Source organism: Comamonas koreensis (assembly GCF_014076495.1).
Classification (GTDB): Bacteria; Pseudomonadota; Gammaproteobacteria; order Burkholderiales; family Burkholderiaceae_C; genus Comamonas; species Comamonas squillarum.
The window spans coordinates 466,436-480,933 of record NZ_CP043575.1; the positions used below are offsets into that span (position 1 = coordinate 466,436).

The window sequence follows — 14,498 nt, forward strand, 5'->3', positions numbered from 1 at the left end:
CATCAAAGGCCGGAGGCCTTGCGCACCGCTGCCAGCGCATCGGCCGGCAGCTGCAGCGCATCGAGGATGGCGGCCGTGTGCTCGCCCACCGCAGGCACCGCATCCATGCGGTAGTCGTACTGGTTGTTGCGCCCGGGCGGCAGCAGCGCAGGCACCGTGCCTACGGGCGTGTCCACCTGCGCAAAGCGCTGGCGCGCCAGCAGCTGCGGGTGTGCCCACAGACCTGCCATGTCGTTGACATGGGCATTGGCAATACCGGCCTCGTCCAGGCGCTGCACCACATCGCTGGCATTGAGCGCGCCAAAGATGCGCACAATCTCGGCCTGCAGCTCGGCGCGGTTGGCATTGCGCTTGGCATTGCTGTCAAAGCGCGCGTCGGTCGCCAGTGCCGGTGCCAGCAGCACCTGGTCGCAGAAGATCTTCCACTCGCGCTCATTTTGCAGGCCCAGCATCACCGTGCCGCCATCGCCGGCCACAAACGGGCCATAGGGGTAGATGCTGGCATGCGATGCGCCGGTGCGCGGTGGTGGCGCTGCGCCTTCGAACGCGTAGTACATCGGGTAGCCCATCCACTCGCCCAGCGCTTCGAGCATGGACACATCGATATGGCTGCCCTCGCCCGTCTTGCCGCGCAGCAGCAGGGCCGAGAGGATGTTCGTGTAGGCATACATGCCCGCCGCAATATCGGCCACCGAGATGCCCGATTTGCTCGGCGTCTCGGGCGTGCCGGTCACCGACAGAAAGCCCGCCTCGCTCTGGATCAGCAGGTCATAGGCCTTCTTGTCGCGGTAGGGGCCGTTGTCGCCATAGCCGCTGATGTCGCAGACGATGAGGCGCGGAAAGGCTGCATGCAGGGCCTCGTACGACAAACCCATGCGCGCCGCAGCGCCCGGCGCCAGGTTCTGCAGCAGCACATCGGCCGAGCCCAGCAGCTGCTTGAGCGCCTCCAGCGATGCCGCATCCTTGAGGTCCAGCGCCAGGCTTTCCTTGTTGCGGTTGAGCCAGGTGAAATGCGAGGACTGGCCGCGCACCCGGCTGTCATAGCCGCGCGCAAAATCGCCGCTGCCCGGCCGCTCCACCTTGATGACGCGCGCGCCCAGATCGGCCAGCTGGCGCGCGCAAAAAGGCGCAGCGACTGCGTGCTCCAGCGATACGACGGTGATCCCGTCCAATGGTCTTGTCATGAAGACTCCGGTTGTCTGTTTTTATCGCTGCGCAGCGCCATCAGAACGAGCGCGGCAGGCCCAGGATGTGCTCGGCCACGTAGGAATAGATCAGGTTGGTCGAGATGGGCGCGACCTGATACAGACGCGTCTCGCGGAACTTGCGCTCCACGTCGTATTCGCAGGCAAAGCCAAAGCCGCCGTGGAACTGCAGGCAGGCATTGGCCGCCTCCCAGCTCGCCTTGGCCGCCAGGTACTTGGCCATATTCGCCTGGGCGCCCATGGGCTCGTGCTTGTCAAACAGCTCGCAGGCCTTCCAGCGCATCAGGTTGGCCGCTTCCACCTCGATGAAGGCATCGGCAATCGGAAACTGCACGCCCTGATTCTGGCCAATCGGGCGGCCAAACACTTCGCGGTCGCGCACATAGTTGGTCACGCGGTCAAGGAACCAGTAGCCGTCGCCAATGCACTCGGCCGCGATCAGGGTGCGCTCGGCGTTGAGGCCGTCCAGGATGTACTTGAAGCCCTTGCCCTCTTCGCCAATCAGGTTCTCCTCGGGGATCTCCAGGTTCTCGAAGAACAGCTCATTGGTCTCGTGGTTGACCATGTTCAGGATGGGGCGCACGGTCAGGCCCTTTTTCTCGGCCTCGCGCAGATCGACCATGAAGATCGACATGCCTTCGCTCTTTTTCTTCACTTCGGCCAGCGGCGTCGTGCGCGCCAGCAAGATCATGAAATCGCTGTGCTGGATGCGGCTGATCCACACCTTCTGGCCGTTGATGACGTACTTGTCGCCTTTCTTCACGGCCGTGGTCTTGATCTTGGTGGTGTCGGTGCCGGTGGTGGGCTCGGTCACGCCCATCGATTGCAGGCGCCACTCGCCGCTGGCGATCTTGGGCAGGTACTTTTCCTTCTGCGCGGCCGAGCCATGGCGCAGCAAGGTGCCCATGTTGTACATCTGGCCGTGGCAGGCGCCGGAGTTGCCGCCGCAGCGGTTGATCTCTTCCATGATGACCGAGGCCTCGGTCAGGCCCAGGCCGGAGCCGCCGTATTCCTGCGGAATCAGCGCGGCCAGCCAGCCGGCCTTGGTCAGCGCCTCGACAAAGGTCTCGGGGTAGGCTCGCGCCTCATCGACCTTGCGGAAATACTCATCGGGGAACTCGGCGCAGAGCGCACGGATGGCATCGCGGATTTCGGGGAAGTTGTTGGAGCCGGTATGTTCGATCATGGTTCTGGGTCGGGCGTTGGGGGTGGCGGCGCTGACAGCGTCTGCGCCACCCGCCGGTGTTGGGAAAAGCGTTGTTGGTGGCGGCGCTCAGCGGATCTTGGCGGTGGCCTGCATCGTGAGCCAGCCCTCATGGTCATGCGCCCAGAGCTTGATGGTCTTGCCATCGTCCTGGGGCTCGCCCAGCACGGTGAAGGGGTGCAGATCAAAGGTGGGGCGGATGGCCTTGAACGAGAAGTCGGTCAGCACCGCATCCGGCGCATTGCGGCGCAGCAGATCGACCAGCAAGGTCGCGATCAGCGGGCCATGCACGATGAGGCCCGGGTAGCCCTCTTCCTGCGTGACATAGCTGCGGTCGTAGTGGATGCGGTGGCCGTTGAAGGTGAGCGCCGAGTAGCGGAACAGCATCACCGGGTCGGCCGTGATCTCGCGCTTCCAGGCGGCCTGCGTCTGGGCGGCCGTGGGCTGGGGCACCGGGTCGCTGGGCTGGGCGGCGGCGCGGTAGACGATGTCATGCTCCTCGGTCAGCGCCAGGCCCCGGGCATTGCGGTAGCTGTGCTGCACCAGCACAAACAGCAGCTCGCCCGAGCGGCCCACTTTGTGGTCCACCGAGGCGATGCGCGAGACGCGCTCGACGCGCTCGCCAATGCGCAGCGGGTTGTCCGCCTGCCACTGCAGGCGACCGCCCGCCCACATGCGCCGGGGCAGCGGCACCGGGGGCAGAAAGCCGCCACGCGCCGGGTGGCCGTCCGGCCCCAGCAGGCTTTGCCGCGCCATCGGCAAAAAGTTCATCCAGTGCCACAGCGGCGGCAGGCTGTCGCCATCCTGGGCCGGGGCATCATCGCGGTCCAGGGTGGCCGACAGGCCCGCCGCGGCCGTGCGGGCCACCAGGTCCTGCATGGTCTCGGTCTTGTGGATCCAGCTTTGCAAATGGGCGACCTGCTCGGCAGAGAGCGAGGCGGCGGAAGGTTCAGGGGTTCGCGACATGGTGGCACTGTCGCAGGCTGCGCCCGCCAGCGCAATCGCAGAGATTGGAACCTCTCCTTTTACAGCGGTGAAGACAGCGGGTTAACGCGCATTTGTGAGCCAGTCGTTTCAGTTTGCCAAAGACCTGCCTACGCATTTGCGAATTGGCAATGCGCTTAATGGACGGCATGCTGGTGGCATTCATCGACACACACAGATCCAAGGAAAAGCAGACATGTCCACCATGCTCGAAGGCAAAGTCGTTATCGTCACCGGTTCTGGCGGCGGCATCGGCCGTGATATGGCCCTGGCCATGGCCCAGCAAGGCGCCAAGGTTGTCGTCAACGACATCGGCACCTCCACCACCGGCGAAGGCCATGACGACGGCCCCGCGCAACAGGTCGTCAACGAGATCAAGGCCGCAGGAGGCCAGGCCGTCGCCAATACCGACAGCGTCTCGGACGCCAATGCCGCGGCCAAGATCGTGCAATGCGCGCTCGACAGCTTTGGCAAGCTCGACGGCATCGTCAACAACGCCGGCATCCTGCGTGACCGGTTCTTCCACAAGATGAGCGTCGACGAGTGGGATGCCGTCATCAAGGTCCACCTCTACGGCAGCTACTACGTGGCGCGCGCTGCGGCCAACCACTTCAAGGAGCAGGAGAGCGGCGCGATGGTGCACATGACCAGCACCTCCGGCCTGATCGGCAACTTTGGCCAGGCCAACTACTCGGCCGCCAAGCTGGGCATCGTCGCGCTGTCCAAGAGCATTGCGCTGGACATGGCCAAGTTCCATGTGCGCAGCAACTGCATCTCGCCCTTTGCCTGGAGCCGCATGATCGGCTCCATCCCCACCGACACGCCCGAGCAGCAGGCCCGCGTGGACAAGCTCAAGCAGATGACCCCCAACAAGATCGCCCCGCTGGCCGTCTACCTGCTGAGCGACCAGGCCAAGGATGTGAACGCCCAGGTGTTTGCCGTGCGCAATAACGAGATCTTCCTGATGAGCCAACCGCGCCCGCTGCGCTCGGTGCACCAGGGCGAGGGCTGGACGCCCGAGGACATCGCCTCGCATGCGATGCCGGCGCTCAAATCCTCGTTTGTGCCGATGGAGCGGTCGGGGGAGGTGTTTAGCTGGGATCCTGTCTAAGCTACCCCCTGTGCGGCGTTGCCGCTTCCCCCTAAAGGGGGACGGCACCCTCCGGGCGGGGCGGCCCTTCGTCGGTGCCTGGTAGATCGGCCTCGCCAGTTTTTGGCATGGCGCTCAGTAGGGACGACTGAGTTGTTCACACAGGCTCGATAGGTGTGCTCTGCCAGTTTCACAGATACCCCCCAGTGGCGTTGCAGGACCTCCAGAACAGCCTCCTGTGCGCATCCATAGCCGATACCGAAGTGCCGTTTCCCTTCCGCCTTCGCACAACAACAACCCCAGAGACAACGACCATGACCATCAATTACCAGCAACTCAAGGACCGGCCGTTTGCGCCGGTGCACCAGGATTATTCGCAGCGCGACACGATGCTGTATGCGCTGAGTCTGGGGGTGGGCAATGATCCGCTCGATGCCCGCAATCTGCCGCTGGTCTACGAGGGCATGGCGCAGCCGCTGCAGGCGCTGCCGACGATGAGCTCGGTACTGGGCTATCCGGGCTTTTGGGCCAAGGAGGCGGATACGGGGATTGACTGGGTCAAGCTGGTGCATGGCGAGCAGCGCACCACCATCCACCAGCCGCTGCCGGTGGGGGCCAAGGTGGTGGGCAAGACACGGGTCACGCGCGTGATCGACAAGGGCGCGGGCAAGGGCGCGATTGTGGTGAGCGAGCGCAGCCTGGAAGGCGAAGATGGCACACTCTACGCCACCTTGGAGCAGGTCACGTTCTGCCGGGGTGATGGTGGTTACAGCGAAGCGCTGGGCGGCCAGCCCAGCGATACCTCGCTGCCGGCACTGGCGCCCACGCCCGATACGGCGCCGCGCTGGACCTACACCCACACGATCCGCCCCGAGGCCGCCCTGCTCTACCGCCTGATGGGCGACTACAACCCCCTGCATGCCGATCCCAAAGTGGCGCAGGCCGCTGGCTTTGACAAGCCCATCCTGCACGGCTTGGCTACCTACGGCATGGTCTGCCATGCGCTGGTGATGACCGCCTGCAACGGCGATGCCAGCCTGCTGCGCAGCATGCATGCGCGCTTTTCGTCGCCGGTGTTTCCGGGCGAGACCTTGCGCACCGAGGTCTGGCAGGAAGGGGACGCGCTGCAGTTCCGCGCGCTGGTGGTCGAGCGCGGCATTGTCGTGCTCAGCCACGGCAATGCCAGCATCGCTGCCGCGCAGCCATGAGCATGGCCCAAGGCCGGCAGATGGCGCTGGCAGACCTGGACCTGGCGCAGTTCATCCGCGCTGGTGACAGCATCGTCTGGGGCCAGTCGGCCGCCGAGCCGCTGTCGCTGATCCAGGCCTATGTGGCCCAGCGCCAGCGCTTTGCGCGTACCAGCGTCTTTCTGGGCATTGGCGGCGCAACTACCTTGCAGCCTGACCATGCCGATGCCATCGACATGCGCGGCTATGCGGCCGGTGGCTCGCACCGCACGCTCGGCATGGCCGGTGTGCTCGATCCGATTCCCTGCCACTATTCACAGATTCCGCAGCTGATCGCCAGCCGCCGCATCGCCGTCGATGTGGTGTTCGTCCAGGTATCACCACCCAATGCCGATGGCGACTGCAGCCTGGGCCTGGCCCATGACTACCTGGTCACTGCCATGCGCCATGCGCGCTGCGTGATTGCCGAGGTCAACGCCGATGTACCCTGGGTGGCGGGCGCCAGCCTGCGCCTGGCCGATGTGGATGCCTGGGTGCAGAGCGACCAGGGCGTCGTCGATGTGCCCGCTGGCAAGATTGGCCCCGCCGAAGAGGCGATTGCGCAGCTGATCGCCAGCCGCGTGGAAGACGGCGCCACCTTGCAGCTGGGCATTGGCAACCTGCCCGATGCGGTGCTGCAGGCGCTGCAGGGCCACCGCGACCTGGGTGTGCACAGCGGCACCATTGGCGACCGCGTCGCCGACCTGGTCGAGGCCGGCGTCATCACCAACGCGCGCAAGGGCATCGATGTGGGCACCAGCGTCACCGGCCTGCTGATGGGCAGTGCCCGCACGCGGCGCTGGGCGCATAACAACCGTGCGCTGCGCATTGCCGGCACCGACTACACCCACAACGCCCGGGTGCTAGGCCAGACCCAGCGGCTCACCGCCATCAACTCGGCGATCGAGGTGGACCTAACGGGCCAGATCAATGCCGAGGTGGTGGCGGGCCAGTACCTGGGCGCGGTCGGCGGTGCGATGGATTTTTTGCGGGCCGCTGCCGCCTGCGATGGCGGCCTGCCGATCGTCGCGCTGCCGTCTACCGCGCGCGGCCAGTCGCGCATCGTCGCGCAGCTGTCCGGGCCGGTTTCCACACCGCGCGCCGATGCCGGTTTGATCGTCACCGAGCATGGCGTGGCCGATCTGCGCGGCCTGAGCCTGGCCCAGCGCGTGCGCGCGATGCTGGCGATTGCCGCGCCTGAACACCGAGACCTTCTGGCGGCCCAAGCGCGCCAACAACTGAATTGATTCAATTTTCTGGAGACATAACCATGCGTAAAGCCGCCATCGTCACCCCTTTGCGAACCCCGGTAGGCACCTACGGGGGCAGCCTGCGCCCCGTCTCGGTCGAGGACCTGGCCGCCACCACCGTGCGTGCCGTGGTCGAGCGCAGTGGCATCGACCCCAGCCGCATCGACGATGTGGTGTTTGCCCAGTCTTACGCCAGCAGCGAAACGCCTTGCGTGGGCCGATGGGCCGCGCTGCAGGCCGGCCTGCCGGTGGAAGTGCCCGGCATGCAGCTCGACCGCCGCTGCGGCGGCGGCCTGCAAGCGGTGGTCACCGCCTGCATGATGGTGCAAAGCGGCGCCGCCGATGTCGTGATCGCCGGTGGTGTGGAGAGCATGAGCAATATCGAGTACTACACCACCGATATGCGCTGGGGCAAGCGCGCCGGCAGCGTCACCATGTATGACCGCCTGGACCGGGGCCGCGAGCGCTCGCAACCGGTGGAGCGTTTTGGCGTCATCTCCGGCATGATCGAGACCGCCGAGAACCTGGCGCGCGACTATGGCATCAGCCGCGAAGAGGCCGACGCCTTTGCGCTGCGCAGCCACCAGCGTGCTGCTGCCGCCTGGCAGGCCGGCCGCTTTGATGCCGAGGTGGTACCCGTCAGCGTGCCGCAACGCAAGGGCGAGCCCATGCTGTTCAGCCGCGACGAGGGCTTTCGCGCCGATGCCACGATGGACTCGCTGGGCAAGCTGCGCGCGCTGATGAAGGGCGGCACCGTCAGCGCCGGCAATGCCAGCCAGCAAAACGATGCCTCGGCCGCCTGCCTCATCGTTGCCGAAGACAAGCTCCAGGAGCTGGGCCTGACGCCGATGGCCAGCCTGGTGGGCTGGGCCGCTGCCGGCTGCGAGCCCTCGCGCATGGGCATTGGCCCGGTGCCTGCCGTCAAGAAGCTGCTGGGCAAGCTGGGCCTGTCGATGAACGACATGGACCTGGTCGAGATCAACGAGGCCTTTGCCTGCCAGGTGCTGGCCGTGCTGCAGGGCCTGGAGTGGAACGATGCCGAGCGCCTGAATGTGAACGGCTCGGGCATCTCGCTGGGCCACCCGATTGGCGCCACGGGCGTGCGCATTCTGGCCACCTTGCTGCATGAGCTCGAACGCCGCAAGGGGCGCTACGGCCTGGAGACCATGTGCATCGGCGGCGGCCAGGGCATTGCCGCCGTGTTCGAGCGCTACTGACGCACGGCAGCTGCCACCTACGACAAAAAACCAGGAGACAAGACATGACCTTCATCCACCGCCGCAGCCTGCTGGCCGCCACGGCAGCCGCCGCCCTCAGCCTTTGCGCTGCTGCCCATGCCCAAGGGGGCCTGGGATCGGGCGCACCGGTGCGCCTCATCGTCGGCTACTCGGCCGGCGGCCCCGTGGACCAGGGCGCACGCCTGCTGTCCATCGCGCTGTCCAAGGAGCTGGGCAGCACCGTCGTGGTCGACAACAAGACGGGCGCCAACGCCACCCTGGCCGGCAACGAAACCTCGCGCGCCAACCCCGATGGCCTGACCCTGTGGTTTGCCGCCAGCCCCACGATCACCATCAGCCCCAATGTGATGCGCAAGATGCAGTTCGACCCGGTCAAGGACCTCACCCCGATCGCGCCGGTGCTGAGCTACTACAACGTGCTGGTAGCCAACAACAACGAGCCCTTCAAGACCACGCAGGCGCTGGTCGACTATGCCAAGGCCCACCCTGGCAAGCTCAGCTATGCATCGGCGGGCGTTGGCGGCTCCAACCACCTGGGCACCTTGCTGTTTGCCAAGCGCAGCGGCATCGAGCTGAACCATGTGCCCTACCGCGGCAACGCGCCAGCGATGACCGATGTGATGGGCGGCCAGATTAACATGATGATGGACATCATCAGCACCGCCGGCACCTACATCCACGGCAAGAAGGTGACGCCCATTGCCGTCACCTCGCCCCAGCGCAACCCGGCGCTGCCCGATGTGCCAACCTTTGCCGAAAGCGGCATCGAAGGCCTCAAGGGCTTTGATGTCGGCGGCTGGTATGCCGTCTACGGCCCCAAGGGCATGTCGCCCGAGCTGCAGATGCGCCTGAACAAGGCGATCAATGCCGCGCTGGCCCAGCCTGAGCTCAAGGCCAAGTACAAGGAGCTGGGCTACGACGAATGGACGGGCAGCCCCCAGACCCTGGTCGAGCGCGCCGCCAAGGAACGCCAGATGTGGTCCACCGTGACCCAGGGCATTGTGGTGGACTGAAGAGGAACATATGGAATTTCGCATTCACCAGTTTCTGGACCGCTGGCTGCAGGAGGCCCCTGACCGGCCCTTCATCTACCTGCCGGACCGCACGTTGAGCTATGCCGACCTGGGCCGCCTGGTCGATGCGCTGGAGGCGGAGCTGCGCGTGCTGCAGGTGCGCAGCGGCGACCGCGTGCTGGTGGTCGCCGAGAACTGCCCCGAGCATGCCGCCTTGCTGCTGGCCTGCAGCCGCGTGGGCGCCTGGGCCTGCGGCGTCAATGCCCGCATGGCGCCCGGCGAGGTGCGCGGCTTTGCCGACAAGGCCGATGCGCGGGTGGTCTACTTCACCGACCGCGTCTCCAAGGCCGCTGCCGCGCACGCCGAGCGCTATGGCGTCAGCCCCTCCTGCGTGCCGGGCCTGGCCCACACGGCGGTGCGTGCCGATGCGCGCGCCGAGCCCGAGCCGGACGGCAATCCAGTCGCTGCCATCATCTTCACCTCCGGCACCACCGGCACGCCCAAGGGCGTGCTGATGAGCCAGCGCGGTGTGGCGCACTTTGCCCGCGTCTCGGCCCAGTCGCGCCGGCTCGGGCCCGATGACAAGGTCTACGCCTTTGTGCCGATGACCCATATCTTCGGCCTGGGCACGGTGCTGCTGGCCTCGCTGTCGGCCGGCGCCGCGCTGGAGATGCGCAGCCAGTTCGAGCCCGCCGATCTGCTCGACGCGCTCGCCCACCATGGCATCACGCAGCTGCAAGGCCCGCCCGCCTTGTTTGCGCGCCTCTTGCAGCACTGCGAGCAGCAGGGCATCCGCCAACCGGCGGCGCCGCATCTGCGCTACCTCTACACCGGCGCCGGCCCGCTCGATCTGGCCCTGAAAACCAAGGTCGAGGCGCTGTTTGGCCAGACCCTGCACCATGGCTATGCGATGAGCGAATACGCCGGCTCGCTGCACCTGACGCGCATCGACGAAGCCCGCAGCGACACCAGCGCTGGCTACTGCATCGATGGCGCGGAACTGCAGATCGTCGATCCGCACAGCGGCCGTCCGCTGCCGACCGGCGAGCGCGGTGAAATCTGGGTGCGGGGCACGGGCCTGATGCCCGGCTACTTCCGTGACCCCGAGGCCACGGCAGCCGCTTTGCGCGACGGCGGCTGGTACGCCACCGGCGACCTGGGCGAGCTGCATGCCGATGGCGCGCTCTTCGTCGTGGGCCGCCTCAAGGAGATGATCATCCGCTCGGGCTTCAACGTCTACCCCAGCGAGGTCGAGCATGCGCTGGGCAGCTTTCCCGGCATCCAGCGCGCCGCCGTCGTGGGCCAGAAAGAGGCCGATGGCAACGAGGCCGTGATCGCCTTTGTGGTGCAGGATGCCCGCCATCCACCCGATGCGCAGGCGCTGCAGGAACACCTGCGCGAGCACCTGGCGCCCTACAAGCGGCCGGCGCGCATCATCGCCATCGATGAGCTGCCGGTGAATGCCAATGGCAAGGTGATGAAGCGCGAGCTGCAGGCCCGGCTGGAGGCGGAGCAGACCGCTGCAGCGCCCGCAAGCGCTACGGCGTCGTAGCCGGCACGATCTGCTGCATGAAATCGTTCAGGCTGGCGTGGGAGAGCTCGCCCACGCGCTGGCCCTGCAGCTGGCCGCTGGCGTCATAGAACAAGGTGGTAGGCAGCGCACGGCTGCCAGCGACTTCGCCCATGCTGTTGCGCGGATCGAGCAGCACCTGGCCATCGGGCAGGCCAAAGCCGCGCGCGGCCTTGAGCACCACCTCGGGCGCCTCTTGCTGGTTCACCCAGAGAAACTGCGCCTGCGGGTAGCGCTTTTGCGCCTCCAGCAGCGCGGGCATCTCGCGCACGCAGGGGGTGCACCAGCTGGCCCAGAGGTTGATGACCACGGGCTTGCCCTTGAACTGGTCGAGCGCATGGCTTTGGGCATCGAGCGCCACCAGCGACAGCGGCGGCAAGGCCTTGGCGCTGGAGGAGAAGTTGTAGAACAGCGCATGGCCGCCCAGCCACAGCGCCGCAAACAGCGCCGCCGCACCCGCCAGCGGCTGCAACACGGCCTTTTTGCGCAGCCACAGCCACCACATATAGACAACCGCCACCGCCAGCGCCGCCCAGGGCTCCCAGCCCCCATCGCGCACATTCAGCATTGACAGCGGCTGCGCCAGGTACTCATCGGCATAGCGGGCGACAAAGCCCAGGCGCGCCGCCACCAGCGCCAACAGCGGCAGCAGCCAGGCATGCGGCGTTGTGGCCAGGCCGCGCTTGCGCGCCCAGCGCGCCAGCAGCACATCGGCCGCAAGCCATGCCAGCATCAAAATGACCAAACCCCAGGGCAGTGAAAACGGCCCGATCTGCAAACTTGCGCTCATCGTTGTATTTCTGAATGACAAAAAACGCTGGAGTGGGTACACACCAGCGGCGATTGTGCAGTCTGAATACCTGGCGCGCCTTTTGGTTCCATTCCTGGGCCCGGCAGCAGGGCCCGGGAAGGGGAAAACCGGCTTTACTGGTCTTCGCTGACCAGCTTGATATTGCAGTAAGCCTGCAGGCCTTCAATGCCGCATTCCGAGCCCCAGCCGCTTTCCTTGACGCCGCCAAACGGTGCCTCGGCCATCGAGATGTTCAAGGTGTTGATGCCCAGCATGCCGGTCTGCACGCCGTTGGAGAGTTGCTGGCGCACGGCGCTGTCCTGCGTGAAGGCATAGGCGGCCAGGCCGTATTGCAGGCGGTTGGCGCGCTGGAGCGCTTCGTCCATGTCGGCGATGGGATTGATCAGCGCGACCGGGCCAAAGGGCTCCTCGTTCATCAGGCCGGCGTCTTCGGGCAGGTTGCTGATGACAGTGGGCTCCCAGAAGAAGCCCTTGCCGGGCATGCGCTTGCCGCCGGTGTGCAGCGTAGCGCCCTTCTCCTGGGCATCGGCGATCAGGCGGGTGAGGGCCTCGATGCGGCGCGGATTGGCCAGCGGGCCCATCTGGCTGCTCTCGTCGAGGCCATTGCCGACCTTGAGCTTTTTGGTGCGCTCGACAAAGGCGCTCACAAAGCTGTCGAACACATCGCGGTGTACATAAAAGCGCGTGGGCGAGATGCAGACCTGGCCGGCATTGCGGAACTTGCCGGCGACAAGGGCATCGGCGGCCTTGTTGATGTCGGCATCCTTCCAGACGATGACCGGTGCATGGCCGCCCAGCTCCAAGGTGGCGCGCTTCATGCTCTTGGCGGCATGCGAGGCCAGCATCTTGCCCACGGCAGTGGAGCCGGTGAACGAGAACTTGGCCACCTCGGGCTGGTCGAGCAGGTAGCCCGAGACCTCGGCCGGCACGCCAAACACCATGTTCAGCACGCCAGCGGGCAGGCCGGCGTCGTGCAGCACGCGCACCAGCTCCTGGGCGGTGGCAGGGGTTTCCTCGGCGGGCTTGAGCACCAGGGTGCAGCCGGCGGCCAGCGCGCCGGCGATCTTGCGTGCGGGGGTGATGGCCGGGAAGTTCCAGGGTGCAAAGGCGGCGCAGACGCCGACGGGCTCATGGTGCACGGCAATGCGCTGGGTCGGGGTCTTGCCCGGCACCAGGCGGCCATAGTTGCGGCGGCCCTCTTCGGCATACCAGTCATAGGTGTCGGCAGCGGCCAGCACTTCCAGTTTGGCTTCGCGCACCGGCTTGCCCTGCTCCAGGGTCATGCAGCGGGCAATGTGGTCGGCACGCTCGCGGATCAGGCTGGCGGCCTTGCGCAAGATGTCCGAGCGGGCCAGCGGCGAGGTGCGCTTCCAGCCTTCAAAGGCTGCGTTGGCGGCCTGCAGGGCGGCCTGCAGATCGGCGGCGCTGGCGTGAGGCAGCTGGCCCAGCGTGGATTCGTCGAGCGGGTTGATGACCGGCTCGCTCTTGCGGCCGTCGGCGGACAGCCATTGGCCGTTGATAAATAGTTGCAACTGTGGATAAGCTTGGGACATGCTGGGCTCCTGCAAGGGGGTTTGGAATGCATAACGCGGTCTTTCAGCGCTGAAGACCGCGTTGCCTGTGGATAAGTCTGTGGTTACTTTTTCACGAAACCACACTTGCCATCGGCCATGGGCCGGAAGGCCTGGTCACCCGCAATGGTGGCCAGCACCTTGTAGTAGTCCCAAGGGCCTTTGGATTCCTCAGGCGACTTGACCTGCACCAGGTAGAGGTCGTGCACCATGCGGCCGTCCTCGCGCACATGGCCGTTCTGGCTGAAGAAATCCTCGATCTTGTTGGACTTGAGGTACTTGGTCACCGCGGGGCCATCGTCGGTCTTGGTGGCCGCCACGGCCTTGAGGTACTGGGTCACGGCCGAGTAGGTACCGGCATGCACCATCGAGGGCATGGTCTTCTTGCCCATGCGCTCAAAAAAGCGCTGCGAGAAGGCGCGCGTCTCGGGCGTGCGGTCCCAGTAGAAGGCGGTCGCAAAGGTCAGGCCCTGCGCGGTCTTGAGGCCCAGCGAATGCACGTCCTGGATGAACATGAACTGCGGCGCCACCGTCTGCTTTTGCATCAGGCCAAACTGCTTGGCCGACTTGATCGCATTGATCGTGTCATTGCCCGCGCTCACCAGGGTGACCACCGAGGCCTTGGACTCCTGCGCCTGCAGCACAAAGGACGAGAAATCGCTGGCATTGAGCGGGAAGTTGGTGCGGCCCACGATCTTGCCGCCGCCCTTGCTGACGATATTGGTCACCGTCTCGGCGCCGGCCTTGCCGAAGGCATAGTCCACCGCCATGATGTACCAGTCCTTCTTGCCTTTTTCCAGCATCGCATGGGCCACGCCGCTGGCCATCGCATAGGTGTCATAGGTGTAGTGGATGGCAGTGGGGATGCAGGCTTCGCTGGTCAGCGTGTCTGAGGCGCCGCCCGAGGTCAGCACCAGCTTGTTGCGCTCCTTGGCCAGGTTGTAGACCGCCATCGCGACGGCCGAGTTGTTCAGGTCCACCACCACGTCCACGCCATCGGTGTCAAACCAGGTGCGCGCGCGGCTGGCACCGACATCGGCCTTGCCCTGGTGGTCGGCAAACACCACCTCGATCTTCTTGCCCCCCACACTGCCGCCAAAGTCTTCCACCGCCATGCGCGCGGCTTCGAGCGAGCCCCGCCCTGCGGTGTCGGCATAGGGGCCGGACATATCGCTGAGCACGGCAATCTTGACGACGTCGTCAGAGATGCCCTGCGCTTGCGCGCCCGTGGTGCAGCATGCGGCCATGGCCAAAGCCAGCGCGGTCATTTTCATGGTCTTGTCTCCGGTTTTATAGAAAGCGTTTGACAGACGATGCTAGAGATTTCCAGCGCGCC

General features: G+C 65.8%; 12 protein-coding genes. 6 read left to right on the forward strand and 6 right to left on the reverse strand.

Annotation, left to right across the window (positions count from 1 at the left end; translation table 11 throughout):
• Nucleotides 1-2: 2 nt before the first annotated feature.
• The 3 genes from F0Q04_RS02205 to F0Q04_RS02215 all read right to left on the reverse strand — a co-directional run bounded on the left by F0Q04_RS02205 (nucleotide 3) and on the right by F0Q04_RS02215 (nucleotide 3,375).
• Nucleotides 3-1,184 carry a CaiB/BaiF CoA transferase family protein gene (locus F0Q04_RS02205; protein WP_182344246.1) on the reverse strand — a complete coding sequence of 394 codons (1,182 nt, stop codon included), beginning with the start codon at nucleotides 1,182-1,184 and terminating at the stop codon, nucleotides 3-5.
• A 40-nt stretch (nucleotides 1,185-1,224) separates the two neighbouring features.
• On the reverse strand, nucleotides 1,225-2,391 hold the full coding sequence (locus F0Q04_RS02210) for an acyl-CoA dehydrogenase family protein (RefSeq protein WP_116927445.1): 1,167 nt from the start codon (nucleotides 2,389-2,391) through the stop codon (nucleotides 1,225-1,227).
• Nucleotides 2,392-2,478: 87 nt separating this feature from the next.
• Nucleotides 2,479-3,375, reverse strand: a complete 897-nt coding sequence (locus F0Q04_RS02215; RefSeq protein ID WP_182344248.1) for an FAS1-like dehydratase domain-containing protein — start codon at nucleotides 3,373-3,375, stop codon at nucleotides 2,479-2,481.
• A 223-nt stretch (nucleotides 3,376-3,598) separates the two neighbouring features.
• Between F0Q04_RS02215 and F0Q04_RS02220 the strand changes: the two genes are divergently transcribed.
• The 6 genes from F0Q04_RS02220 to F0Q04_RS02245 all read left to right on the forward strand — a co-directional run bounded on the left by F0Q04_RS02220 (nucleotide 3,599) and on the right by F0Q04_RS02245 (nucleotide 10,762).
• Nucleotides 3,599-4,504, forward strand: a complete 906-nt coding sequence (locus F0Q04_RS02220; RefSeq protein ID WP_116927493.1) for an SDR family NAD(P)-dependent oxidoreductase — start codon at nucleotides 3,599-3,601, stop codon at nucleotides 4,502-4,504.
• Between the two features lie 293 nt (nucleotides 4,505-4,797).
• Complete coding sequence (locus F0Q04_RS02225; RefSeq protein WP_116927443.1) at nucleotides 4,798-5,691, forward strand: MaoC/PaaZ C-terminal domain-containing protein; 894 nt, start codon at nucleotides 4,798-4,800, stop codon at nucleotides 5,689-5,691.
• Nucleotides 5,688-6,956 (forward strand): acetyl-CoA hydrolase/transferase family protein, encoded by a 1,269-nt coding sequence (locus tag F0Q04_RS02230; protein ID WP_409935118.1) that lies wholly within the window; start codon nucleotides 5,688-5,690, stop codon nucleotides 6,954-6,956. Before F0Q04_RS02225 ends, F0Q04_RS02230 begins: the two co-directional genes overlap by 4 nt.
• A 23-nt stretch (nucleotides 6,957-6,979) precedes the next feature.
• Nucleotides 6,980-8,176 (forward strand): acetyl-CoA C-acetyltransferase, encoded by a 1,197-nt coding sequence (locus tag F0Q04_RS02235; protein WP_116927442.1) that lies wholly within the window; start codon nucleotides 6,980-6,982, stop codon nucleotides 8,174-8,176.
• Between the two features lie 44 nt (nucleotides 8,177-8,220).
• Nucleotides 8,221-9,210: a Bug family tripartite tricarboxylate transporter substrate binding protein gene (locus F0Q04_RS02240; RefSeq protein WP_182344250.1), complete on the forward strand. Its 990-nt coding sequence runs from the start codon at nucleotides 8,221-8,223 to the stop codon at nucleotides 9,208-9,210.
• A gap of 10 nt (nucleotides 9,211-9,220) precedes the next feature.
• Entirely contained in the window at nucleotides 9,221-10,762 is a 1,542-nt protein-coding gene (locus F0Q04_RS02245; protein WP_182344252.1) for a class I adenylate-forming enzyme family protein, read from the forward strand.
• On the opposite strand, the gene F0Q04_RS02250 is transcribed toward F0Q04_RS02245, so the two are convergent.
• From F0Q04_RS02250 to F0Q04_RS02260, 3 genes are all read right to left on the reverse strand, one after another.
• Entirely contained in the window at nucleotides 10,749-11,570 is an 822-nt protein-coding gene (locus F0Q04_RS02250; protein ID WP_182344254.1) for a TlpA disulfide reductase family protein, read from the reverse strand. The genes F0Q04_RS02245 and F0Q04_RS02250 overlap by 14 nt on opposite strands.
• A gap of 134 nt (nucleotides 11,571-11,704) precedes the next feature.
• Entirely contained in the window at nucleotides 11,705-13,144 is a 1,440-nt protein-coding gene (locus F0Q04_RS02255; protein WP_116927490.1) for an NAD-dependent succinate-semialdehyde dehydrogenase, read from the reverse strand.
• A gap of 83 nt (nucleotides 13,145-13,227) precedes the next feature.
• Nucleotides 13,228-14,436, reverse strand: coding sequence for an ABC transporter substrate-binding protein (locus F0Q04_RS02260; RefSeq protein ID WP_116927435.1), 1,209 nt, complete (start codon nucleotides 14,434-14,436; stop codon nucleotides 13,228-13,230).
• Nucleotides 14,437-14,498: the final 62 nt, after the last annotated feature.

Excerpts from the sequence above, each read along its gene's own strand:
- F0Q04_RS02205 (WP_182344246.1), bottom strand. The coding sequence starts at position 1,184 with ATGACAAGACCATTGGACGGGATCACCGTCGTATCGCTGGAGCACGCA.
- F0Q04_RS02210 (WP_116927445.1), bottom strand. The coding sequence starts at position 2,391 with ATGATCGAACATACCGGCTCCAACAACTTCCCCGAAATCCGCGATGCC.
- F0Q04_RS02215 (WP_182344248.1), bottom strand. The coding sequence starts at position 3,375 with ATGTCGCGAACCCCTGAACCTTCCGCCGCCTCGCTCTCTGCCGAGCAG.
- F0Q04_RS02220 (WP_116927493.1), top strand. The coding sequence starts at position 3,599 with ATGCTCGAAGGCAAAGTCGTTATCGTCACCGGTTCTGGCGGCGGCATC.
- F0Q04_RS02225 (WP_116927443.1), top strand. The coding sequence starts at position 4,798 with ATGACCATCAATTACCAGCAACTCAAGGACCGGCCGTTTGCGCCGGTG.
- F0Q04_RS02230 (WP_409935118.1), top strand. The coding sequence starts at position 5,688 with ATGAGCATGGCCCAAGGCCGGCAGATGGCGCTGGCAGACCTGGACCTG.
- F0Q04_RS02235 (WP_116927442.1), top strand. The coding sequence starts at position 6,980 with ATGCGTAAAGCCGCCATCGTCACCCCTTTGCGAACCCCGGTAGGCACC.
- F0Q04_RS02240 (WP_182344250.1), top strand. The coding sequence starts at position 8,221 with ATGACCTTCATCCACCGCCGCAGCCTGCTGGCCGCCACGGCAGCCGCC.
- F0Q04_RS02245 (WP_182344252.1), top strand. The coding sequence starts at position 9,221 with ATGGAATTTCGCATTCACCAGTTTCTGGACCGCTGGCTGCAGGAGGCC.
- F0Q04_RS02250 (WP_182344254.1), bottom strand. The coding sequence starts at position 11,570 with ATGAGCGCAAGTTTGCAGATCGGGCCGTTTTCACTGCCCTGGGGTTTG.
- F0Q04_RS02255 (WP_116927490.1), bottom strand. The coding sequence starts at position 13,144 with ATGTCCCAAGCTTATCCACAGTTGCAACTATTTATCAACGGCCAATGG.
- F0Q04_RS02260 (WP_116927435.1), bottom strand. The coding sequence starts at position 14,436 with ATGAAAATGACCGCGCTGGCTTTGGCCATGGCCGCATGCTGCACCACG.